Origin of the sequence: Gordonia sp. AC31, from assembly GCF_031844505.1 — a bacterium.
Classification (GTDB): Bacteria; Actinomycetota; Actinomycetes; order Mycobacteriales; family Mycobacteriaceae; genus Gordonia; species Gordonia hongkongensis.
Genome location: NZ_JAUZVK010000011.1, coordinates 1 through 23,898 on the forward strand (window position 1 = coordinate 1; position 23,898 = coordinate 23,898).

A 23,898-nucleotide genomic window follows, 5' to 3' on the forward strand; every position below is an offset into this window, starting at 1 on the left:
AGCGTTTCAACACAATCAGGAAAGCACAACCTGACCAAAATAAACCTAGCAAAATGTGACACCCAGGACGGGGCCCGAACGCCACACAAAAAAACAAACATCTACATCCACAAAAGATGCACGATGCCAAAAATTGGCATCAGACAATTCATCATCACACTATCGAGTTCTCAAAGAACACACACCCACCAGCTACCCACCCCACATCAGGGCTCCCACCAGCAGACTTCGCATTCAACCTTGCCAGCCACCCCGTCCCCGGGGCAACTCTTCCAGCCTACCAGACCCCACCCGCAGCCCGCAACCCCGAAGAATTCCGAACCACTGAGAGACCCAGCAACCCCAAACACTCTACCCAAGCCACAACAACTCAAGACAAAACATTCAGGGGCGGCCAGCCACGAAACCCGGTCTCCACTCCCCACCATCAGACCCTTCCAGGCCCTTCCGGGGCGGCGCCGTGGCTCGCTGACTCGACATAAGTTACGCACCGCCGTACCCGCCGTCAAATCGCCTGGTCAGAGTGGGTACAACGCTCGATGCGACGACCTGGGAGTGCAGACTTCGCAGACTGTTCGGTCGGCAAGCCGGCCGCGACGGTGCCACGGGGACCGACCAGAGCGGATGATCCGCCCGCCGATGCGGCCGCATCCGGGCCTGCCCGGTTGGGTTCCCGAATCGTCGGGCTTGTCCCGCCTTCGACAGGACCGCACATAGCAAGAACCCCCGCCCGGGCGTCCCGGGCGGGGGTTCTTGGTGTTGGTAGCGGGGACAGGATTTGAACCTGCGACCTCTGGGTTATGAGCCCAGCGAGCTACCGAGCTGCTCCACCCCGCGTTGGTGAACACAACGTTACACACCGGTTTGTCAGCGATGCAAATCGGTACTTCAACCCCATCCGACCTGGGAAAACGTCAGTGACGGCGGTCACTCGCACCTCGATAACCGCAGGTGACGTGACGACCCGGACAGCCCGCCCGTCGCCGCTGTGAAATGTGATGCCAGTCACATCAGGCGTACACTCGGCTCACGAGACGCCCCGCCGAGGAGGAACCATGAACACCCACCGCTTCCACCACGAGAGCCACGGGAACCATCCGATGAGTTTCGTCGGGTTCGTCTTGGCACTGACCGGATTCGCCATGGCCGCGCTCTGGCTGGTCCACATGGCGGTCGGGAATGTCGGCCCCGCGATCATCTGCGGCCTGCTGATGGTCGCGGCTTTCACGACGGCGGTGTCGATCTTCTTCTCGCTGGGCCACCGGCACCACCACAGCCCGGTGCTCCCCGACAACACCCCCAACGAAACCGAGCGCTACCTGCGGAAATACCGCGGATAGCGGTATGACTCGCAGATAGCGCCCGGCCTGGGTCGTCGTTCGACTAGTTGGGAGCCGCCAGCGACTCGTAGCGGGCAACCGCCTGACTCAGCTGGTCGAGTGCCTCGCCGTACGCTGCGAAGTCGCCACTCTGCTGAGCCTGGCGTAGCGCCGTGATCGCGTCACTGATGGCGTTTGCCGCGTCGTCCCGCTCCGGCGAATCACCTTGCTGCGGAGGTTGATTCGGTGCCGGCGTGGCCGGTGCCGGCGTTCCGGCCTGGTCCGGCGCGGGCGGTGCCTGCTGATCGCCGGGGACCACTCCGGCAGCGGGCGTGATGCCGACCTGCCGCAGAGCCTCGCGGGTCGTGGGTGCATAACCGATCCCGGATACCCGGTCTGCCGATTCGAACCTCGTGATCACACGGAACAGACGGGGGAAGGCCTCTTCGCCCTGGGCCTGTGCGTACAACGGGACGACGTACAGGATGCCGTTGTCACCCACCGGAAGCGTGAGGAGATTACCGAAGGTCACCGTCGCCGTGTTCTCGAGCGACTTCAGTGATTCCGCCACCGTTCGGTCGGTGCGCATCGGGTTGAACGCCTGCTGCGGACCGGACCGTTGGGAGTTGCTGGGCAACTGCTTGACCGTCATCTGACCGTAGTTCTCGGGATTCGACGACACGGTCACATAGGCGCCCAGGATCGGTCGGTTGAGTCGCGTCAGCACCGAGGTCAGCTGGAACGTCGGCTCACCGCTCTCCGGGTCCGAGGCCACGAAGTAGTACGGGGGCTGGTCCAGGCCGCGCTGCTCGGCGTCCGGGTCCGTCGGATCGGAGGGCACCGACCAGAAGTCGCTCGCCTGGAAGAACGTCTGGGGCGAATCGACGTGGTAGCGGGTCAGCAGCGACCGCTGGATCTTGAAGATGTCCTCGGGGTAGCGGACGTGATCCCGCAGGGAGGTCTGCGCGTCGAAGTCGGCGCGGGACTTGACCGTGTCGGGGAAGACCTCCATCCACGTCTTCAGCACCGGGTCATCGGTGTCGAACTGATACAGCTCGACCTCGCCGGTGTAGGCATCGACGGTCGCCTTCACCGAGTTGCGCACGTAGGACACGGTCTTGTTGATCTGCGTCCGGCCGGTCTGCCCCGGGTTGAGGTCCTGGGCGTCGGCGGTCGCGCTCTGCAACGACGTGGGCTGCGAGTACGGGTAGTCGTCGAGGGTGGTGTAACCGTCGACGATCCACTTGATCGAGCCGTCCTCCATCACCGCGGGGTACGTCTTCGAATCGACCGTCAGCCACGGTGCGACCTGTTCGACGCGGTCCCGGGGATCGCGGTTGTAGATGATCTTCGATGCCGAGTTGATCTCGCCCGACAGCAGGAAGTTCCGCTCGGCGTACTTGCCGGCATAGAGGACTCGGGAGAACCAGTTGCCGAGCGAGACTCCCGCCGGCCCCTGGTAGGTGTACTTGTCGTCCCCGATGTCGTGTTCCCGAGCCTGCCCGTCGTCGGAACCGACGATCGCGTAGTCCGGGTCGATCTTCGCGAGCAGTTCGCCGAAGTAGATCCGCGGCTGTGACACCTTGATCGGGGCGTCTCGCTTGTACTCCTCGGTCTGGTAGTTCGAGGTGTCGCTGACGTAGTAGAACGGATCGCCGCCACCGTCGACGTTGTTGACGTCCGTCGACTCCTTCACCCGGTTGGCCGGGGCGGCGACGAACCCGTCGCCGTGGGTGTACACCAGGTGCTTGTTCAGCCAGTTCTGCTGGTTTTCGAGATAGCGGCTCGGATCGAGCTCGCGCACCGACACCACGAAGTCACGGAGCTCGCCGTCGATGCGATAGCGGTCAACCGCCAGCTGCGTCGGGAATCCGTAGAAGTTCTGCCGCTGCTGCTGCTGGATGAACGTCGGGGACACCACATTCGGGTCCAGGATCCGGACGTTCGACAGCGTCGGTTCATCGCTGTTCACCAGCGCCGGGTTTGCCGGCCCGGCGGTCCAGCCCGGCTGGGTGATGACCTTGTCCGGCCCGATCCCGTACGCCTCGCGGGTCGAGGTGATCGCGCGTTCTATGTACTCGGCTTCCTTCTGCGCGGCATTCGGCTTGACCGAGAACTGCTCCATCGTCAGCGGCCAGCCGACCCCGATGAGCAACGCGGAGAACAACATCAAGACGGTGGCCAGTGCCGGCACCCGCAGGTCGCGGAGCACGATCCCGGCGAAGAACGCCACCGCACAGATGATCGCGATCGCCATCAGGATGAGCTTCGACGGCAGCACCGCGTTGATGTCCGTGTAACTCGCCCCCGGGAAGATCTCGGCCTTCCGCTGACTGGACAGCAGGGTGTACCGGTCGAGCCAGTAGGCGGCCGCTTTCAGCAGTAGGAAGGTGCCCGCCAGCACCGCGAGCTGAATGCGTGCCGCGGTCGTGACCGAACCACCGCCTTGCCCCAGGCGGATACCTCCGAACAGGTAGTGCGTGACCAGGTTCGCCAGGAACGCCACCACGACCACGACGAACAGCAGGTTGAGCACGAAGCGGAAGAACGGCAGGTCGAAGGCATAGAACCCGATGTCGAGATTGAACTGAGGGTCTGTCCGACCGAACGACTGACCATGCAGGAACATCTGGACGGTCGCCCAGGACCCTTGCGCGACCAGGCCGGCCAGGGCGCCGATGATCACCGCCGGGACGATGGCGAACCAGCGGACCTTGCCCATGATGGCCGTGCGGTACCGGGCGAGCGGATCGTTCGGGCCCGCGGTCGGTACGAACACCGGGCGACTGCGGTACGCCAGGGAGACCGCCCCGAAGATGATGAGTCCGACGACGATCGTCGTGATCAGGAAGAGGATCACGCGCGTCCAGATCACCTTGGTGAAGACGCTCGAATACCCGACGTCGGAGAACCAGAGCCAGTCGGTCGCGAGACCGATCAGGCGTGGCCCGACGAGCAACAGCACCAGGACGGCCACGCCGAGCCCGATGATGATCTTGCTCCTGCGTGACAGTGTCGGCATTCCCGCCGGCCCTCGGACGCCCACCAGACCCACTCTCCAAAGCTCTCAATCCGGACACCACCCGCGCACACGTGCCTGCTGGGCGTGGTGCCCACTGTACTGGCACCACCCGGGTGACCAACTCACTCGGGGCGCCCGCTCAACGATCGCCACACCTCAGCGGTTCCCTGGCGGCGTCGCAGACTCGCGGTCGCACCGCGATCCGGGGCAGGATGAGCACGTGCCCGACCTCCCGACGACCCCACGCGCCTTCTCCACCGACGATCTCGGCAGCGCGTTGAACGAGATCATGGAACACCTCGACTCCCGTGGCTGGGGTCAGTCACCGTCCGTGTTCGCGCTGGCGCCGACCGCCCTCCTCCACGCACAGCTTCCCGAGGTGATCGCCGACGACGGTTCGGTGTTCACCCCGGTGGAGGAAGACGTCGACGACCTCGACGAGTTCCTCGCCTCGGCGGTCTGGCCAGAGGAGGTCGCCGGGGCGGCGGTGAGTATGGAGATCGTCATCGCCGATCCCGAAGACGACGACGACCGGACGCCCCGCTTCGAGGTCACCGACACCGGCGATCACCATCCGGGCGAGGAGGTTGCGCGGCTGGTGGTCGGGGTGCTGCGCACCGGCGCCGATCTCGCGCTGATGCGTCTTCGACCCGAACCCGACGGGGAACCCGAACTGCTGACCCACCCGCAACTGGCACTCGAACTGCGGGCCGCGCTGCGCGACACCTTCGCTCCCGATCTACCGGAGTCGTCCGACCGGGGCTGACGCGGCAGTCCTGGCAAGCCTCAGCAGCTCGGCGCCGAACGGCCCGCGCCGACCGCGTTCAGCGCGTCGACAGCGCCCTCGAGAGTGTCGACCTTCACCAGCTCCAATCCGTCCGGTCGCTCCGAGACCGCCTCGGCACAGTTGCGGGCCGGGACCAGGAAGACCGTCGCGCCGGCGTCGCGGGCGGCCCGGGTCTTGTGCGTGATCCCGCCGATGGGACCGACAACCCCCTCATCGGTGATCGTGCCGGTGCCCGCGATGAACTTGCCGGAGGTCAGCTCGCCGGGACTCAGCTGGTCGATGACCGCGAGTGCCAGCATCATCCCCGCCGACGGTCCCCCGATGTCCCCCACGTTGTAGGTGACCTCGAGGCGCGGATCGGCATCGACCACCTCCGGAACGACGCCCAGATACCCGGCCTCGGAGTCGGCCGGATGCGTGCCGAGGGTCACCGACACGGTCTGCCGGGCACCGGCGCGGACGATCTCGATGGGCAGGACGGTCCCCGGCGGATTGTCGCCGACGACCTTCCGCAGCTGTTCACCCGTTTCCACCGGCACGCCGCCGGCCGCCACGACCTCGTCGCCGGCGCGCAGCACGTCGACCGCGGGCCCGTCGGGTGCGACGCTCGCGATGCGCAACGCGGTGGGACGATCGAGGTAACGGAGCGCGGCGACCGTCGCGTTCTCCTCTGACCCCGTCATCTGCTGCGCGTTCTCCTCCTGAACCTGCTCGGTGGTGCGGTCGGGCGGATAGACCTGGTCGCGCGGCGTCAGCGAGTAGGTGCCCGACACCCACATGCCCAGGGCGTCGAACAGCGAGATCCCGTCCCGCACCGAGACGGTGGTGAGGTTGAGGTGGCCGGTCGTCGGATCGGTCGGCGCACCGTCGATCTGCACGACCTTGCGCTCCACCACCGCCCCGTCGTCCTCCACCTTCGTCGTACCGAGGGTGTTGAGCGTGGGTCCGGGCCCGAGCGCGGCGTAGGGCACCTGCACCTGCGTGCCGAGCACCAGCAACGCCAGCAGGACCACGGTGGAGACCGCGGCCGCGGCGATTCTCCGGAATCGGGGGCTCGAACTCATTCCGCACACCATAGTGCCCCGCAGCGACCACGAGTCGGCTGCGCCGGCGACCATGAGCCGGCTACGCGCAGGGCGAACAGTCGTCGCCGTTTGCGGGCCTCACCGGGCGGTACGGTGGAACCCATGAGTGATCTGCCCTTCGGCTTCTCGTCGTCCGGTGACGGCGATGACGACCGCGACAAGAACAGCGGTGACAAGAACAAGCCGGGCGACAATCCCGGTGGCAACCCGTTCGGCGGGGCCAACCCGTTCGGATTCGGGGGCGGGCAGGGGTTCGGCGGCGGTCCCGGCGGCGACTTCGACCCCTCGAAGTTCGATCCCAACATGATCGGCCAGATGTTCTCGCAACTGGGCAACATGTTCAGCGGTATGGGCGCGGGCATGGCGGGCGGCGGAAACGGTCCGGTGAACTACTCGGTCGCGACCAATCTCGCCCGGCAGCAGATCGGTTCGTTCACCCCGATCCTCGAGAAGGAGATCTCGGCCTCGGCCGACGCGGTCCGGCTCGCCGACGTCTGGCTCGACGACGCGACGAATTTCCCCAGCGGCGTCACCCAGACGGTGGCGTGGACACCGGTCCAATGGCTCGAGGAGTCGATGGACACGTGGAAGGGTTTGTGCGACCCGGTCGCCGAGCAGCTGGCCCGAACCTGGCAGGACAACCTCCCCGCCGAGGCGGCCCAGTTCGCCGGCCCGATGATCGGGATGCTGACCCAGATGAGCGGCATGGCGTTCGGCACCCAGCTCGGACAGGGGCTCGGTCAGCTCGCCAAGGAGGTGCTGACGTCGACCGACGTCGGGCTGCCGCTGGCGCCCGAGGGGATCGCCGTCCTGCTCCCCGAGGCGATCGCCAAGTTCGCCGAGGGTCTGGAGCAGCCGGCGCAGGAGATCATCGTCTTCCTCGCCGCGCGCGAGGCCGCCCATGTGCGCCTGTTCACCCACGTCGGCTGGCTGCGTCAGCGGTTGCTGACCACCGTCGAGGAATACGCCCGCGGCATCAGTATCGATTTCAGCGGTATCACCGACGCCACCGCCGGGATCGACCCGACCCAATTGCTCTCCGACCCTTCGAAACTCGAGGAGATCATCAGTTCATCGACGTCGTTCGAGCCGACCACGACACCTGAGCAGAAAGCGGCCCTCGGCCGTCTCGAGACCCTCCTCGCCCTGATCGAGGGCTGGGTGGAGCAGGTCGTGACCCGAGCGCTCGGCGACCGGATCCCGAGTACCGGGGCACTCACCGAGACCATGCGGCGTCGGCGCGCGTCGGGCGGGCCGGCCGAGCAGACATTCGCAACCCTCGTCGGTCTCGAGCTTCGGCCCCGCAAGGTCCGCGAGGCGTCGGAGCTGTGGCGCCGCGCGCTGGAGGCCACCGACGTCGCGACCAGGGACGGCGTGTGGGCACACCCTGATCTGCTGCCGGATGCCGACGACCTCGACAACCCTGCGGGTTTCATCGACCGGCTCCTGGGCGGCGACGACCTCGACGACCCGATCGCACAGCTCGAGAAGACCATCGCCGAGGAGAAGGCGCGCGACGCCACCGACGAGTCCCGTAACGATGACGGCGGCGAATCGGCACGAGGCGGATCGTAGGAATCCACACCACCGGTGGAACACGCCATGCTGTGGATAACCTGCTCGCCGAGCGCCCGCGACGGCGTTCGGCTGGCAGAGTTGCCGCATGTCGCCAGCCCGGACGAGTTCCAGCGCCATCTCGGTGTCCCCCTGCGCTGTTCCGCCCGCGGTCCCGCGGCTGCTCCCGGGGACGCCCGTCATCGTCCAGCCGGGCAACTCGGTCCGCGTGGGCATCGATCCGGCCGACAGCCTGCTCCTCGACTTCGACGCCTCGGTGTCGGCGTATTCCGTCGCCGGGCTGCTTCGATCGTTGGAGGATCCGTGCACGGCGGACACCTTCGCTCGCCGCGCCCGACGGGCCGGCCTCCACGACGACGACCTCGATCTGGTCCTGAGCAGTCTGGTGTCGGCCGGCCGAGCGGTTGTCGACCGCCCGCCCACGGCCGCGGAGTTCCACATCCTGATCCATGGCCAGGGGCCGATCAGCGAACAGCTGTCGAACTCGTTGCGCAGCATGGGTTTGTCAGCTCGACGGACGATGCGGCGGCTACCCGACGGGACGCTCGATGCCGTCGACACCGACCTGGTGATCCTGACCGACTTCGTCGTCCACGATCCGCGGGTGGTGTTCGCACTGACCCGGGCCCGGATCCCCCATCTGCTGGTCCGGGTCCGCGACGGGGTGGGCATCGTCGGCCCGCTGGTGCTCCCCGGACTGTCGAGTTGCCTCATGTGCGCGGACCGTCACCGGTCCGACGCGGACCCGGACTGGCCGGCCCTGGCCGTCCAGCTGATCCGGACGTCGGGTCAGGCGAGCCCGGCCGTGGTGGCGATGACCGCCGCGATGGCCCACTCGCAGATCGAGCAATTGGTGGAGGCCGTACGCGACCGGCCGCATGTGGAGCCACGACCCGATCCGCAGCTGCTCGACCATGTGTTGGAATTCCGAGATGACCCGACGCGGCTGGACATCAGACAATGGTCGCCGCACCCGGCCTGCGATTGTCGTCCCGCACCGGATCAGCAAGCCAGGTCGTCTATTGTGTGACGCGGAAAGGATGCTATGACCGACATCACCAAAGGACAGGGTCGCCGCAACGCGAAACTGGCCTCTCTTCCGATCGGTATGGCCGGGCGGGCTGCTGCCGGTTTCGGCAAGCGCATGGTCGGAAGGGACAAGGACGAGGTCAACCAGGAGCTCCTGGAGAAGTCCGCCGAACAACTGTTCGCCGTTCTCGGTGAACTCAAGGGCGGCGCCATGAAGGTCGGGCAGGCGCTCTCGATCATGGAAGCCGCGATCCCCGACGAGTTCGGCGAGCCGTTCCGCGAAGCGCTCACCAAGTTGCAGGCCGACGCCCCGCCCATGCCGGCCGCGAAGGTCCACAAGGTGCTCGACCAGCAGCTCGGCACCCGGTGGCGCGAGCGTTTCCGGGAATTCTCCGACGAGCCCGCGGCATCGGCGTCGATCGGACAAGTACACAAAGGAATCTGGTCGGACGGCCGTGAGGTCGCGGTCAAGGTCCAGTACCCCGGGGCCGACCACGCACTGAAGGCCGATCTGAAGACCCTGTCCCGCATGTCCGGACTCCTGCAGCGCCTGTCCCCCGGCACCGACGTCAAGGCGATGATGGACGAACTCATCGACCGGACCGAGGCCGAGCTCGATTACCTCGGCGAGGCCGACAATCAGCGCGCCTTCGCCAAGGCCTACGACGGCCATCCCGACTTCCTCATCCCCAAGGTCGTCGCGAGTGCACCCAAGGTCGTCGTCTCGGAGTGGGTCGACGGCGTCCCGCTGTCGAAGATCATCACCACCGGGGACCAGCAGACCCGCGACGACGCCGCCGCGAAGATGGCCGAATTCGAGGTCAGCTCGCCGTACCGGGTCGGACTCCTCCACGGCGATCCGCATCCGGGCAACTTCTTCCGGGCCACCGACGGGCGGTTCGGCGTACTCGACTTCGGTGCGGTCGGCCACTATCCGGAAGGCCTCCCGCCCGAGACCGGACCGATTCTCCGTCTGGCGCGGGACAAGAAGTACGACGAACTCAAAGAACTCATGATCTCCGCCGAGTTCATCCGCCCGTCCCACGCGAACAAGGTGACGAGTGCCGACCTCGAGGCCTACCTGCGTCCCTACGTCGATCCGCTCTACAGCGAGTCGTTCCACTTCACCCGGAAGTGGATGCAGCGGGCCGCGGGCAAGGCCACCGATGTTCGCGGCGAGGTGTACAAGACGTCACGAAACCTGAACGTGCCCAAGCGTTTCGTGATGGTCTTCCGCGTGCTCGGGGGCTGCGTCGGCATCGCCTCGCAGCTCGAGGCGCATGCCCCGTACCGGGCCATCATGGAGGAGTGGGTCCCCGGCCTGGGCGACTGACCCCACCCCGCAGACACGACACCGACGCCGCGAGCATTTCTGCTCGCGGCGTCGGTGTTGTTGTCATGCAACGTTCTTACGCGGGCGACCGCGGGGACGCTTGCGTGCGATGACGGCTCCGCGCTCGAAGATCTCGCCTCCCCAGACCCCCCAGGGCTCGGATCGATCGAGTGCGGCCTGCAGGCACTGGGCCCGCAACGGGCATTCGGCGCACATGGCCTTGGCACGCTCGAGGTCACGGGGGTCTTCGGCGAACCACAGATCTGCGTCGGCGACCTGGCAGGGCAGGTCGAGCCGGGCGGTCGCTGCGCGGTCCGCCGACATACAGGACTCGAGGACGCATTCGACAGTCATTGGTTTCTCCACATCTGCTCGTTTGGGGTGTTGAACCCGAGTCCTCGATGTGGCTCTGTGTCCGAGACCCCTGGATCGGGGTGGAGATTCGGTGACAGAAAAAGAGGGCCACGGGTGTCGCCTCTGCGATTCGCCCGTGGCCCGGAATGTCTCGGAGATCTAACTCCGGGAACTTCGGAACAGAACGGGGAACCGACGCGGCGCGGGTGCTACTGCTGCTGCGGGCGGTGCGATTCGCGCGACGCGCGCTTCGGCTGCCAGGTGCAGAGCCGCCGGCGGAACGGCGACCGGGCGTGCAAAGCTCGTGCACGCTCGGGCGACCGGCATCCAGGAGCGGGTGCGACCGGTACGCGCGATGGCGGGCTGATTCGGCTTCAGCGCATGCAATTTCGGCGCATACGTGTCGGCTGCTCTCAGGTTCGCCGCAGACTGGCAGATGCCGGCCTGGCTCACGGTGATTCCGTTCACTGATCCACTCCCTTCTGGTCTCGTGGCTTTCCGCGTTCGTGTCGGTCGTCGGTGACTGTGGCGGGCCGGTGTGACGGACGCACACAACCCATCCCCGTACTGACGGGACTCAGAGTAGACGCTGGGCCGAAACCCGCACAACCTATTTTTGACCTGCGGTTTTGACGAGTTCGATGATGTCGGCGCCGTACTCGTCGACCTTCTTCGCCCCGATTCCCGAGATCGCCACCAGCGCAGCGGTATCGGTCGGTCGTTGCTCGGCGATCGCGGTGAGCGTCTTGTCGGAGAAGACGACGAAGGCCGGCACCTTTTTCTCCTGGGCCCGCTCGCGACGCCACTCCTTGAGCGAGACCAGCAGTCCTTCGTCCAGATCCGACGGGCACCCGGCGCAGCGACCGAGCAGCGTCGCGGTCGAATCCATCAACCGGGAACCGCAGACCCGGCAGGTCGGTCCGCGGCGGGGCGCGCGCTCCTTCGCGATCGGCGACGCGGGTGAGTCGTCGGGCACGAGGTCGGCGAGGAACCGCGAGCGACGCCGGGCACGGCCGCCCTCGTTGCGGGCCAGGGCCCACGACAGTTGCAGGTGCTCGCGGGCACGCGTCACTCCGACATAGAACAGTCGCCGCTCTTCCTCGACCTCTTCCCAGGACCCCTTGATCGCCTGGCTGATGGGCAGCGACCCGTCGGTGAGTCCGACGAGGAACACCGCATCCCACTCGAGTCCCTTGGCCGCGTGCAGCGACGACAGCGTCACGCCCTGCACCGTCGGGGGATGGCGCGCCTCGGCGCGGGCGGCGAGTTCTGCCGACAGCTGCGGCAGCGTCAGTTCCGGGTTCTCGGCGACCATGTCCTCGGTCAGCTGAACCAGCGCTTTCAGTGATTCCCACCGGCTACGCGCCTGCGCACCGGACGGCTGCTCCTCGCTGAGACCCAGCTCGCCCAGCACCGCGCGTACGACGTCGAGGAGCTCCACGTCGGGTCTGACCTCGCGGCCAGCGACCGTCGCGAGCTGCCGCATGGCCTGCCGGACCTCGGTGCGCGCGAAGAACGCCTCGCCGCCGCGCACCTGGTACGGGATGCCCACCTCGGTCAGGGCCTGCTCGTAGTTCTCGGACTGTGCGTTGACGCGGTACAGGATCGCGATCTCGGCGGGCGCGACCCCCGATCTGATGAGGTGTTTGATCTCGATGGCGATCGCCGTCGCGGCGGCGGGCTCGTCGTCGTACTCGGCGAACTGCGGCGCCGGCCCGGGCGGGCGCTGTCCGATGAGCTGCAGGCGGGTTCCCGCGATGCGCCCCCGGGCGGCGCCGATGACGCGGTTCGCCAGATCGACGACCTGCGGGGTGGACCGGTAGTCGCGCTCGAGACGGACGACCGTGGCCTCCGGGAACCGGCGACTGAAATCCAAGAGATGGTTCGGCGAGGCACCGGTGAACGTGTAGATCGTCTGGTTGGCGTCACCGACGACCGTCAGGTCGTCGCGTTCCCCGAGCCAGGCGTCCAGCAGACCCTGCTGCACCGGCGTCACGTCCTGGTACTCGTCGACGACGAAACACCGGTACCGCGAACGGAATTCGTCCGCGGCGCCCGGTTCGACGGTGAGGATCTGGGTCATGTAGATGAGCATGTCGTCGAAATCGAGCAACCGGTCCCCGTCGGGCGAGACCTTGGCGTCCTCGTAGTGCCCGTACACGGCCGCGACCTTCGGCGGCGGTGCCGGGGACTCGCGGCCGAGCCGGCCGACCGCCTCGACGTAGTTCTCCGGTGAGATCAGCGAGGCCTTGGCCCACTCGATCTCCGACGACAGGTCTCGCAGCGTGTCGGTCGAGGTGTCGAGGCCGGAGCGGCGAGCCGCCCGCGAGATGAGCGGGAACTTGTTGTCCAGGAGCTCCCACCGGGCGTCACCGAAGGCACGCGGCCAGAAGTACCGCAGCTGACGCATGGCGGCCGCGTGGAAGGTCTGGGCCGCGACGCTGCCCCCCGTACCGCCGACACCGAGACTGCGCAGGCGGGTGCGCATCTCGCCGGCGGCGCGGGCGGTGAAGGTGACCGCCAGGACCTGGCCGGGATTGACCTGGCCGGTGTCGACGAGGTGGGCGATGCGCCTGGTGATGGTCCGGGTCTTGCCCGTGCCCGCCCCGGCCAGCACGCACACCGGTCCGCGCGGCGCCAGGACTGCGGCGCTCTGCTCGGGGTCGAGTCCCTCGACCGCGCCACCACTCGCCGACACCGCAGCACGACGCGGGGACTCGGGTTTCGCGGCAGAAGTCGGATGAGGCACGGCGTCCACTATGTCACCAACCACCGACGCCGCCGGCAGGCGAACAACGCGGACGGGAACAGCAGGCCCGGACATGGTGTTATGGGACCCATGAGCAACGTGATCGACGACGAGGCCGGCGCCCGCACCTCCGACTCCGGTGAGCTGACCATGTACACCACGTCGTGGTGCGGCTTCTGCGCGCGCCTCAAGCGCGGCCTCAAGAGCAGCGGTATCAGCTGGCAGGAGATCGACATCGAGCTGAACCCGGACGCTGCCGAATTCGTGGGCAGCGTGAACGGCGGCAACCATGTCGTCCCGACAGTCCTCTACGCCGACGGCACCACCGCCACCAACCCGTCGATCGCCGACGTGAAGGCGAAGCTGGGCGTCTGAGTCCGGTCGGCCGGCGATGAGTCCAGCGAGACGGCGGCCGGTCTATCCGGCCGCCCAGGCCTCGATCATCGAACGAGCGATGGAGATCGATCCGGGGAGGCGCAGACGGTCGGCGTCGTCGGAACCCGGCGCCTCGGCGCGGGACCAGCCGTCGCCCCGGGCCAGCGCCGCCCGGACCTCGTCGCGATGGAACCACTGCGCATCGCCGATCTCGCCGTCGAGGAACGCCAACTCGTCGGCCGGGTCGCCGAGTGCGGCGAATCCCAGCATCAGCGACCGCGGGAACGGCCACGGCTGACTGCCGAGGTAGCGCGGTTCCCGCACCACGATCCCGACCTCTTCGTACACCTCGCGCAGGACGCACTGTTCGAGCGACTCCCCCGGCTCGACGAAGCCGGCCAGCGTCGAATACCAACCCTGCGGCCACACCGACTGGCGGCCGAGCAGGATGCGATCGGCGCCGTCGTGGACGACGGTGATGATCGCCGGGTCGGTCCGCGGGAACTCGTCGCGGCCGGAATCCACACTGCGCCGGACCCAACCACCGCGGGCCGGCCGGGTGACGGAACCGTCGACCGGTGAATGACTCGCGGTCGCATGCCAGTTCAGGATTCCCAGGGCGGTCGCGAGGAGCCCCGCCTCGTCGGCGGACAGTCGCGTCGCACCGCGCCGGGCGTCATCGGTCGGCCCGTCGATGTGGTCCACCCGGCGCGTCCACAGGTCGGCTCCACCGGCGCCGCCCGACCCGTCGAAGCCGAGGATCACCGCATCCCCCGGCGGCGCCTCGGCCACGGTCGGAGCCGCAACCCAGTGCAGCGCACCGGAATCGGTGACCGGGTAGCGGCCGGCCGCGTCGATCAACAGCACCTTGGCCGTCGGCCAGCCGGCGGCCATCCGCTCGGCGTCGTCGCGGATCGCGTCCGCCCGGTCGAACACCGCCCGCGACAGCAGCGGCGGCTGGGGCATGTCGAAATGCACGGTGGCACGGCCTTTCTCGATGACGGAACGATCAGTCGTCGTTGGGGTTGGTGCGGACGTACAGCAGCCGGTCACCGACTTCGATCTGTTCGACCTCGCTGTCGTCGACGCGGTGCAGCACACCGTTCCGCACAACACCCAGGACGATGTCGCGGGTGTGGGCGGGCGATCCGCCGGTCTCGGTCGGGTCGACCTCGCGCTCGGCGATGGCGTAGCCGGCATCCGGGGTGAGGAGGTCCTCGATCACCTCGACCACCGACGGGGTCATCGTCGCGATCCCGAGGAGGCGGCCGGCGGTCTCCGACGACACCACCACCGAGTTGGCGCCGGACTGGCGCATCAGGTGGGTGTTCTCCGACTCCCGGATCGACGCGACGATCTTCGCCCGTGGATTGAGTTCGCGGGCGGTGAGCGTGGCGAGGACCGCGGTGTCGTCGCGGCTGGTGGCGACGACGATGCTGGCGGCGTGCGCGACACCGGCGAGGCGGAGCACATCCGACTTGGTGGCGTCGCCGCGCACGGTGACCAGCCCGTCGGAGGCGGCCGCCTCGAGCACGGTGGCGTCCGCGTCGACGACGACGATCTCGGAGGGCTTGATGCCGTCCCCCCGCATGGCGTCCACCGCGGTGCGGCCCTTGGTGCCGTAGCCGATGACCACGGTGTGATTGCGCACGGTATTCCTCCAACGCTGGATCTTGAGCGCCTGGCGCGACCGTTCGGTGAGCACCTCGAGGGTGGTACCGATCAGCACGATCAGGAACAGCACGCGCAACGGCGTGATGATGACGAGGTTGATGAAACGGGCGAACGGGGTGATCGGTGTGATGTCGCCGTAGCCGGTCGTGGAGAGGGTCACCGCGGAGTAGTAGAGCGCGTCCAGGTATGACAACTCGTTGTCCTGGGCATCGCGATAGCCGGCGCGATCCAGCCAGACCACGACCGAGGTGAACAGCAGCGCCAGGGTCGCCCAGAAGACGCGCCGACCGATCGCCCGGCTCGGGCTCTGCTGGAGTTCGGGGATGCGGACGACGCCGACCAGTGCGTGGTCGGGCCGGTTGGCCAGCTCGGTACCGCCGAAGCGTCGGCGCAGACGGTTAGCCACCGGCACGCACGCGCACGTCGAGTTCGCTCACACGCTGCAATGTAGCCCACCTCGGGGCATCACAAGGCATGTGGCGGGAGCTGTCCCGGGGCACCGGCGCGCTCAGCGGGCCAGCTTCGCGGCGAGGGTCGCCTCGTCGGGCAGGTCGTCGGCCTCCAGGGTGTGCCCGTCGCGCACATAGTGGAACGCGGCGCGGACCTTGGTCGGCTCCACCCCGGCCAGCTGCGCCCACGCCAGGCGGTACGCGGCCAGCTGGATGAAGAGTGATTCCCGGCGGGCGGGTTCGGGGATCACACCGGTCTTCCAGTCCACGACCGTCCACGAACCGTCCTTCTCGGCGAAGACCGCGTCGATCCGTCCGCGCACGACGATCCCGCCGATGACGGTCTCGAAGGGCACCTCCACCTCGGTCGGGCTGCGATTCGCCCAGGGCGAGGAGAGGAACGCGGCCCGCAGTTCCTCGAGATCGGCGTCCGGGCTCGCGGTCGCGTCGGCGGCGCCGGGCAGTTCGTCGATGTCGAGGAGCCGTGTCGCCCCGAACCAGCGTTCCACCCAGGCGTGGAACGCGGTGCCGCGCCGGGCCATCGGGTTGGGCCGGAACGGGGTGGGCCGGCGGAGCCGGCGAGCGAACTCGGCCTCGTCGGCGTCGAGTTCGACCAGCTGGCTGACGGACAGATGGGTCGGCAACGACACCTCGACGAGCGCCTGGTTGGCCTGATGGTGCTCGGCGAGCAGGGCCGACACCTCGGCCTCCCACGCCCCGATCTCGTCTGCGGGGTCGGCCGGTGGCGTTGCGGGGGTCTCGGCGTCGGCGGGGCCGGACTGGGCAGCAGGTGTGTCGAACAGCGCGGGTGCCGCGCGGCCGGCGATGGCGTCGGCGACCAGATCGGCCGCCCGCTGTACCGAGTCGCGGCGGCCGGCGAGCGGATCGCGCGGCCACGGCGCCGCGATCGCGCGTTCGGCCAACGGATTCGGGCTGTCCGGCTCGGGCGGTGGCGTACGCACCGCGATCGACAGACCGGTCGAGTCGACGCTCGGGTCGGCGATCGCCTCATCGATGCCGGTCATCAACTCGTCGAAGAAATCCGAACCGCCGCGCGGCTTGTCGCCGGTCTCCGACCAGTGGTGCGCCGAGATCAGCAGGTCGTGCCGGGCGCGGGTGAGCGCCACATAGAGCAACCGGCGATCCTCCTCGAGTCGCCGTTCGCCGATCGCGGCCTTGTGGTCGGTCAGGGCGTCCTCGAGCTGCTTGCGGTCGGCCACGGTGTCGATCTTCAGGATCGGGAACCCCTCCGGCGCACCGTCGGCCGCCTCGGCCGGGATCGCCAGATCGCCGCGCAGGTCCGCCGGGAGTTCGCGCGCACTGCCCAACCATGTGGTGTCGGCCTTGGCGCTGGGGAAGATCCCCTTCGCCAGGTGCGGGATCGCGACGACATCCCATTCCAGGCCCTTGGCCGCATGCACGGTGAGGATCTGCACCCGCTGTTCGGCCACCTCGATGCGGCCCGGTTCGAGACCCTTCTCGATGGTCTCGGCAGCGTCCAGGAAAGCGAGCAGTCCAGGCAGATTCGCTCCCGGACGATCGGCGTAATGACTGACGTAGTCGGCGAAGGCGTCGAGGTGTTCGCGTCCGGTGATCGCACCCCGCATGCGGCGCGCCCGGATCTGCGCCTCGACGCCGACCCCGATCGTGTTCTCCACGTCGGCGACGAGTTCGGGCAGCGGTTGTCCGATGCGACGGCGCAGTGACTCCAACTGCGCACCGAACGCCCGGATGCGGGCGTAACCCTCGGGGCTGTAGTCGGTGGGTTCGCCCGGGTCGACGACGGCGTCGGCGATGCCCGCCCGGTCGACGATCTCGGTGGGCAGCACCGCGTCGAGTGCGGCGTCGAGCGCTTCCCTGCTGGTGACCACCCCGCCCGCCTCGGCGAAACTCTCCGCCGCCAGGTTGGTGGCCCGACGCCACAGCGCGGCGAGATCCTTGGCGCCCAGCCGCCAGCGGGCCCCGGTGAGCAGACGCATGACCGCGGTCCCGGCCATCGGGTCGGCCATCACGCGCAGGGTCGCGACGATGTCCTCGATCTCCGGGACGTGCAGCAGCCCGCCGATGCCGACCACCTCGGTGGGGATGCCCCGACTCTCGAGCTCGGCGGCCAGCGGCGCCGAATCCTCGTTGCGGCGCACCAGGATCGCGGTGGTCGACGGCGCGACGTCCGCGGCCTCGGCCGCCCGGTAGCGTTCCTCGATGGCGTCGGCGATCCAGTTGCGTTCGTCCAGAACCGTTTCGGTCAGAGCGATCGACGCCGTTCCGTGCGGGGCATCGGGACGCGGCCGGAGCACACTGACCGGGATACCGCGGCGTCGGAGCTCTTCGGAGATCTGATTCGCCAGCCGCAACCCCTGGGCCGAGTTGCGCCAGCTGGTGAGCAGTTCGAGGCGCCGGGCCGGGGTCCCGTCGGGTCGTGGGAAGTCGCGCGCGAACCGCGGCAGGTTGGCCGCCGAGGCGCCACGCCACCCGTAGATGGACTGGATGGGGTCGCCGACCGAGGTGACCGCGACCGGCGCACGGCCGTGCCCGCCGAACAGGGTCGACAGCAACACCCGTTGCGAGTGGCCGGTGTCCTGGTACTCGTCGAGGAGAACCGCGCGGAAGGCGGTGCGCTCGGCGGTCACGACCTCGGGATTGGACACCACCAGCCGTGCCGCCAGCGACATCTGGCTGCCGAAGTCGAGCGCGGACTGGGCGCGCATCGTCTCGCCCAGCGCGATGACCATCGGGATCAGCTCGCGACGTTCGTCGATGACCTCCTGGACCTTCAGCAGCGCCTGGGTCGGTTTGTCACGCTGCTTGGGGCCCTTCGGGAGGGTGTCGACGAGTTCGTACAGCGTCGAACCCGCCTGCGCTAGGTCGGCGATGTCGACGAGGTGCTCGGACATCTCGCCGTACAGCTTGAGCACCGCCTCGGTGACACTCGCCGGCACCTTCTTGGTGTTCAGTTCGCCCGGCCACGCGGAGACGAGGGAGAACGCGAGCTGCCAGAGCTCGGTCTCGGTGAGCAGCGTCGACGACGGTTCCACCGGCAGCAGCAGCCCGTAGTCGGCGATCAACCGGCCGGCGTAGGCGTGATAGGTGCTCACCTCGGGGTCGGCGCCGCGCAGGCGGGCGGCCAACGCGCCGTCGGGATCCCAGTTCCGCAACGCCGGCGACCCGGCGAGCATCGAGAGCCGACGCCGGATGCGGGCGCCGAGTTCGCTCGCGGCCTTGCGCGTGAACGTGAGCCCGAGGATCTCGTCGGGGGCCACGAGCTGGTTGGCCACCAGCCACACCACGCGCGAGGCCATCGTCTCGGTCTTGCCGGCTCCGGCCCCGGCGACGACGAGCATCGGCTCCATGGGTGCCTCGATCACCGCCACCTGCTCGGGCGTGGGGTCGGGCAGACCCAGCGCCGCGGCCAGTGACTTCGCCCCGACCATCGGCCGTTCGGTCCGATCCTGCAGGTCAGTCATCGGTCACCGCCTTCCCCGGGATCTGGGCCGGACAGCTGGTGGTGAGGTTGCAGTGCACACAGCCCGGGTTGGGCGTCGCGCTGTACGTCGGACCGATACTCGCGCGGGCCGCGCGACGCACCACCCCGATCCACTCGTCGAGCAACTCCGGCGTGAGCGGCGACTGAACACGCTCGGCCGCACCGGAATTGCGGTTCGCGGTCGACACGTAGACCAGTCGGGCGCCGCCCGGCGCGGCGTCGCCGAACTGGGGCACGCCGCCGTGCGCCAGCGCCACCTGATAGGCCGCCATCTGCGCGTGCTCGTCGGCGTCGGCCTTGGTGATGGGGTTCTTCGAGGTCTTCACGTCGACGACGACCGGCCGGCCGGCGCCATCGGTCTCGAGGCGGTCGACACGCCCGCGCAGACGGACCGCGGGCTCATCGGAATCCGGCCCCGAAGCCGCGGGAATGGTTGCGTCGATCGGCAATTCGACGCCCACCTCCTCGAGATCGGCACGCGAGATGCGCAGCCACTCCCGGAAGTGCCCGAGCATGCCCTCGGCGCGTTCGAGTTCGCGAGCCGAGTACCAGCCCGCCCCGGTGTCGACGCGTTCCCAGATGCCGCGCAGCGCCGCCGTCACCTCGGCCGGGTCGAGCTGGCCGGCGACCGCCTGGACGAGCGTGTGCACGAGACTGCCGGTCAGCGCGGGAGTGCCGTCGCCGTCGCGTCCGCCGTTGCGTTCGAGCACCCACCGCAGCGAACAGCGGGTCAGTGCATCGATATTCGACGGCGAGAGCGTCAGCGCCCCCGACTCCGGCGTCCACAGCGGATCGTCGGTGCTGGGTGCGGCGAGCCCGAACCAGTCGCGCGGGTGCGCACCCGGGATGTCGGAGTCGGCGAGCTCGGCCAGCAGACGCGCCGCGGCCTTCGTCCGGGGTGCATCGGGTTCATCGACGCCGGCGATCACCGCCGACCGCAGTGTCGCGACGAGGGACGGCAACGAGAGCACCCGGTCGACGCCTGGATCGAGCCGTACCTCGGCGCGGGCCGACTCGGCCGGATCGTCGGTGTCCCCCACCAGATCTGCGAGCTCGGTGATGAACCGCGACGGCGAGGCGTCCCCGCTGCCGTCCTCGACCGCGGTCACGAGCAGCCGGCTTCGCGCCCTGGTGCAGGCGACGAGGAAGAGCCGACGCTCGTCGGCGAGTGCCGTCGCCCCACGGGCGACGGTGTCCACGGCGTCGGCGGCCATGCCGTCGAGGAGGTCGACGAGTTGCCCGGTGGCGAGGACACCGCCCCGGCTGCGCAGCGACGGCCACAGTCCGTCCTGGACCCCGGCGACGGCGACGACCTCCCATTCCCGCCCCACCGCGGCGTGCGCGGAGAGCACGGTCACCGACTCGGTTGCGGCGGTGGCTGTTCGGCTGTCGCGCGGGATCTGCAACTGGGACAGGTAGTGCACGAATCCGGCGGGCCCGGCCGCGGGCAGCGTGTCGGTGAAATCCGCGGCGGATTCGAACATCGCCATGACCGCGTCCAGGTCGCGGTCGGCCTGTTCACCGGCCGGGCCGCCGCGGACCGCCGATGCCGCCCACCGCCGCTCGAGTCCCGTGGCCTGCCACGCCGCCCACAGGGTCTCCTCGATCCCGCGGCGCGCGTCATGGACCCGCTGGGCCGCACCGACGACGTCCAGCACGCGGGCCAGCGGCGCCGCCTCGGTCTCGGTGAGCCGTCGGCGATAGCGCGCGCCGACCTCGGGGTCGAGGACGGCGCGGGTCAGCGACGTGAGCGAATCCGGTTGTCCTGCTGGGTCATCGGCATCATCGAGACGCCGCACACCGCGTCGGAGACGGCGCATCGAGCCCGGGTCGGCGGCCCCGATCGGACCGGACAGCAACATGAGCGTGTCCTCGGTGGTGAAGAGCTCGCTGGTGAACGGGTCGGTGGTGGTGGAGTCGGTGGTGTCGGGCAGGTCGGCATCTGCTCCCGCGGCCGCCCGCGCGGCGACGGCGCGCAGCACCAGCATCAGTCCGATCACGGCTCGTTGCCGATGCAGGGGGAGGTCGCTCGCGGGCGTCGTCAGGGGTACGCCCGCGGACCGGAAGGCGCGTCGGAGCGGCGGCAGGGCCAGGGACACCGACCGGACGACGACCGCCATCTGCGACCACGGGACCCCGTCGAACAGATGCGCACGCCGCAGGAGGTCGGCGATGGCGGTGGCCTCTTTCGCGGCGGACCCGTACACGCGCACCGCGGCCGCGCCTCCCCCATCGGCAGCGCCCGGGTCGGCGTCGGCCGAATCCGTCACCGGGTCGGGATACGGGTGCGGGCGAGCGCCGGGCAGCCGGGCGGCGATCGCGCGCCCGAGGCGGGACAGCTCGGGCCGGGCGCGGTGATCGTGTTCCAGCAGGATGTCGAACGGGCTGCCCGGTTCGGCCAGCCCGTCCGCGAATCGCGGACTCGCACCCCGGAATCCGAACACGGACTGGTCGGTGTCGGCGGCGATGATCGTCGAGAGGGTTCCGGTGCCGACCAGCGTGATGAGCTGCGCCGCCTGCGGGTCGAGATGCTGCGCGTCATCGACCAGCAGATGTCGGATACGACGGCGCTCGCCGCTCAGCAGGTCGGGATCGGTGGCGAAGGCCGACAGGGCCGACCCGATCAACTCGGCCGCGTCGACCGCGGGCGCCGAGGCCCCCGGGGTCTCGAGCCCGACCGCCCCGCGCAGCAGCATGTTCTGCTCGTACTGCGCGTAGGCACGGGCGGCCGCGGCCCACTCCGGTCGTTTGTGCGTACGCCCCAGCGCGGCAAGCTCTTCCGGACCCACCCCGCGTTCGGCGGCGCGCATCATCAGGTCGCGCAACGCCTGGGCGAACCCGTCGGTGCCCAGCGCGGGCCGTAGGTGGGCAGGCCAGTACCCGCCGCCGTCCTCGATGTCACCGGCGAGCAGTTCACGCAGGACGACATCCTGTTCGGACCCCGTGATGAGGCGCGGCGGCGGATTGTTGTGGGCCTGCGCCTGTAAGCGGAGGATCGCGAAGGCGTAGGAGTGCACGGTCCGCACCAGTGGCTCGCGCAGCGCACCGCCGAGCACCCGGCGACCGCTCGAGCCCGCGGACAGGACGCGCCGGGTGATCTCCTCCCGGAGCGCGACGGCGGCGCGTCGGCTCGACGCCAGGACGAGGACCGACTCCGGATCGGTGGCGGGGTCGAGCAGGCGGGCGACCGCGGCGTCGACGATCAGCGCGGTCTTTCCGCTCCCGGGGCCGCCGTGCACCCGCACCGGGCGCCACGCCTGCTCCTCGTCCGCCGGCCGACTCGTGGGCGGGTCGATCACCTGCGCCACCGACGGTGGCCAGTACCGGGACCGGTCCGTCGGGTCGGGGGCCGCGACGAGTCGCGCACGCAGCGCGCTCCGCGGGGTCTGGGCACCCGGTTTCCGACTCATGCACCCATCGAATCACGGCCCACCGACGACCACGTCGGCCGTGCCCGCGACCTGTGTCCCCGCGACCTGTGTCAGAGTCCGCCGCGCGGCGTACGGCAGGATGGACGGGTGACAGCTCTCAACACGCATGTCTTCGGCAGCGGTCCTGCGGTTCTCGCGATCCACGGACTCACCGGGCACGGCCGCCGCTGGGCAGCGCTGACCGATCACCTCCCCGGCGTGCGCCTCGTCGCGCCGGATCTGATCGGTCACGGCCGGTCCCCGTGGCGACCGCCGTGGAGCATCGAGCACCAGGTGCGGGCGTTGTCCGCGGTGATCGACGAACACATCCCCGCCGATGAGCAGCCGGTGGTCGTCGTGGGTCACTCGTTCGGTGGCGCGCTGGCGTTGCACCTGGCCAACCGCCGCCCGGATGCGGTGAAGGGGCTGGTGCTGCTCGACCCCGCGCAGGGCCTCGACCCCGAATTCGCGCTCGACGTGGCCACCGACAGCCTCGACAACTGGGACTACGCGGATGCCGACACCGCCCGCGCCGCGAAACGTGCGGAGGGCTGGGCCGCCGTTCCCGACGAGCTCATGGAGGCCGAACTCGCCGAACACCTCGTCCCCCGGCCGCGCGGCCGGGTCGGTTGGCGGGTGAGCGCACCCGCCGCAGCGGCGTCGTGGAGCGAGATGGCAAGGCCCGCAGTGCTTCCGCCGCCAGGTGTGCCCACCCACGTGGTGGTCGCCGACCAGGTCCAGCCCCCGTTCGTGCGGCCGGCCTTCCTCGATGCGTGCGCGAGCGAGCGCGGCGACGAGGTCACCGTCCACCACGCCGACTGCGGCCACATGGTGCCGTTCCTCGAGCCCGGGCTCGCGGCCGCGCTGGTCCGATCGCTGCTGTAGCGACGACATCTGTCGAGGCGACGATGGCAGCCATCACCGAGGAGCAGGTCGAACGGGTCCGTGCACTCGTGTCGGCCATTCCGGCCGGCCAGGTGAGCACCTACGGCGACCTGGCCGCCGCAGCCGGGTTGTCGAGCCCGCGGATCGTCGCCTGGATCATGCGGACCGATTCGGCCGACCTGCCCTGGCACCGTGTGGTGCCCGCCGGCGGCCGGCCGGCGCCGCATCTCGCGACTCGTCAGCTGGAACGGCTACGGGCGGAGGGTGTTCCGATCACCGACGGGCGAATCCGACTGCGCGAGTGCCGGTGGGACCCCGCCACGTGACCGACCCGCAAACCCACCTGTTCTCGGCATACCCACCCCCTT

At 69.1% G+C, this 23,898-nt stretch carries 16 protein-coding genes and 1 tRNA gene; 8 read left to right on the forward strand and 9 right to left on the reverse strand.

All coding sequences use genetic code 11. From position 1 onward, the window contains the following. Positions 1–760: 760 nt before the first annotated feature. A tRNA-Met gene (locus Q9R39_RS14285) sits at positions 761–837 on the reverse strand. 218 nt (positions 838–1,055) lie between these two features. On the opposite strand from Q9R39_RS14285, the gene Q9R39_RS14290 reads away from it, so the two are divergent. After that, a complete protein-coding gene (locus Q9R39_RS14290) occupies positions 1,056–1,340 on the forward strand; it encodes a hypothetical protein (RefSeq protein ID WP_058251883.1) in 285 nt (94 codons plus the stop codon). Positions 1,341–1,383: 43 nt separating this feature from the next. On the opposite strand, the gene Q9R39_RS14295 is transcribed toward Q9R39_RS14290, so the two are convergent. Beyond that, a complete protein-coding gene (locus tag Q9R39_RS14295; RefSeq protein WP_238994920.1) occupies positions 1,384–4,341 on the reverse strand; it encodes a UPF0182 family protein in 2,958 nt (985 codons plus the stop codon). Positions 4,342–4,561: 220 nt separating this feature from the next. Between Q9R39_RS14295 and Q9R39_RS14300 the strand changes: the two genes are divergently transcribed. Continuing rightward, entirely contained in the window at positions 4,562–5,107 is a 546-nt protein-coding gene (locus tag Q9R39_RS14300) for a PPA1309 family protein (protein WP_065631883.1), read from the forward strand. 20 nt (positions 5,108–5,127) lie between these two features. On the opposite strand, the gene Q9R39_RS14305 is transcribed toward Q9R39_RS14300, so the two are convergent. Then, on the reverse strand, positions 5,128–6,192 hold the full coding sequence (locus Q9R39_RS14305; protein WP_311277665.1) for a PDZ domain-containing protein: 1,065 nt from the start codon (positions 6,190–6,192) through the stop codon (positions 5,128–5,130). Positions 6,193–6,315: 123 nt separating this feature from the next. Here Q9R39_RS14305 and Q9R39_RS14310 point away from each other — a divergent pair, with 123 nt between their 5' ends. The 3 genes from Q9R39_RS14310 to Q9R39_RS14320 all read left to right on the forward strand — a co-directional run bounded on the left by Q9R39_RS14310 (position 6,316) and on the right by Q9R39_RS14320 (position 10,150). Further along, the gene (locus Q9R39_RS14310; RefSeq protein WP_058251886.1) at positions 6,316–7,788 is read left to right on the forward strand and encodes a zinc-dependent metalloprotease; all 1,473 of its coding nucleotides are present in this window, start codon (positions 6,316–6,318) and stop codon (positions 7,786–7,788) included. 88 nt (positions 7,789–7,876) lie between these two features. Then, complete coding sequence (locus tag Q9R39_RS14315) at positions 7,877–8,818, forward strand: hypothetical protein (RefSeq protein WP_091344360.1); 942 nt, start codon at positions 7,877–7,879, stop codon at positions 8,816–8,818. 15 nt (positions 8,819–8,833) lie between these two features. After that, positions 8,834–10,150, forward strand: a complete 1,317-nt coding sequence (locus tag Q9R39_RS14320) for an AarF/ABC1/UbiB kinase family protein (protein WP_058251887.1) — start codon at positions 8,834–8,836, stop codon at positions 10,148–10,150. Positions 10,151–10,213: 63 nt separating this feature from the next. Here the strand turns inward: Q9R39_RS14320 and Q9R39_RS14325 are convergent, their stop codons facing one another. Further along, complete coding sequence (locus Q9R39_RS14325; protein WP_058251888.1) at positions 10,214–10,504, reverse strand: WhiB family transcriptional regulator; 291 nt, start codon at positions 10,502–10,504, stop codon at positions 10,214–10,216. Between the two features lie 610 nt (positions 10,505–11,114). Then, a complete protein-coding gene (locus Q9R39_RS14330) occupies positions 11,115–13,262 on the reverse strand; it encodes an ATP-dependent DNA helicase UvrD2 (protein WP_311277666.1) in 2,148 nt (715 codons plus the stop codon). Positions 13,263–13,343: 81 nt separating this feature from the next. On the opposite strand from Q9R39_RS14330, the gene Q9R39_RS14335 reads away from it, so the two are divergent. Beyond that, the gene (locus Q9R39_RS14335; RefSeq protein ID WP_058251890.1) at positions 13,344–13,628 is read left to right on the forward strand and encodes a mycoredoxin; all 285 of its coding nucleotides are present in this window, start codon (positions 13,344–13,346) and stop codon (positions 13,626–13,628) included. A gap of 42 nt (positions 13,629–13,670) precedes the next feature. Here the strand turns inward: Q9R39_RS14335 and nudC are convergent, their stop codons facing one another. The 4 genes from nudC to Q9R39_RS14355 form a co-directional block, all read right to left on the reverse strand. Continuing rightward, positions 13,671–14,594 (reverse strand): NAD(+) diphosphatase, encoded by a 924-nt coding sequence (gene nudC, locus Q9R39_RS14340; protein ID WP_249146333.1) that lies wholly within the window; start codon positions 14,592–14,594, stop codon positions 13,671–13,673. A 43-nt stretch (positions 14,595–14,637) separates the two neighbouring features. Further along, positions 14,638–15,708, reverse strand: coding sequence for a TrkA family potassium uptake protein (locus Q9R39_RS14345; protein WP_058252009.1), 1,071 nt, complete (start codon positions 15,706–15,708; stop codon positions 14,638–14,640). A 102-nt stretch (positions 15,709–15,810) separates the two neighbouring features. Next, complete coding sequence (locus tag Q9R39_RS14350; protein WP_311277667.1) at positions 15,811–19,215, reverse strand: UvrD-helicase domain-containing protein; 3,405 nt, start codon at positions 19,213–19,215, stop codon at positions 15,811–15,813. After that, entirely contained in the window at positions 19,208–22,645 is a 3,438-nt protein-coding gene (locus Q9R39_RS14355; RefSeq protein WP_311277668.1) for an ATP-dependent DNA helicase, read from the reverse strand. The genes Q9R39_RS14350 and Q9R39_RS14355 overlap by 8 nt, the downstream gene beginning before the upstream one ends. Before the next feature lie 108 nt (positions 22,646–22,753). On the opposite strand from Q9R39_RS14355, the gene Q9R39_RS14360 reads away from it, so the two are divergent. Beyond that, positions 22,754–23,530 (forward strand): alpha/beta fold hydrolase, encoded by a 777-nt coding sequence (locus tag Q9R39_RS14360; protein WP_078113370.1) that lies wholly within the window; start codon positions 22,754–22,756, stop codon positions 23,528–23,530. Positions 23,531–23,553: 23 nt separating this feature from the next. Next, positions 23,554–23,856, forward strand: a complete 303-nt coding sequence (locus tag Q9R39_RS14365; protein WP_311277669.1) for an MGMT family protein — start codon at positions 23,554–23,556, stop codon at positions 23,854–23,856. Positions 23,857–23,898 lie beyond the last annotated feature (42 nt).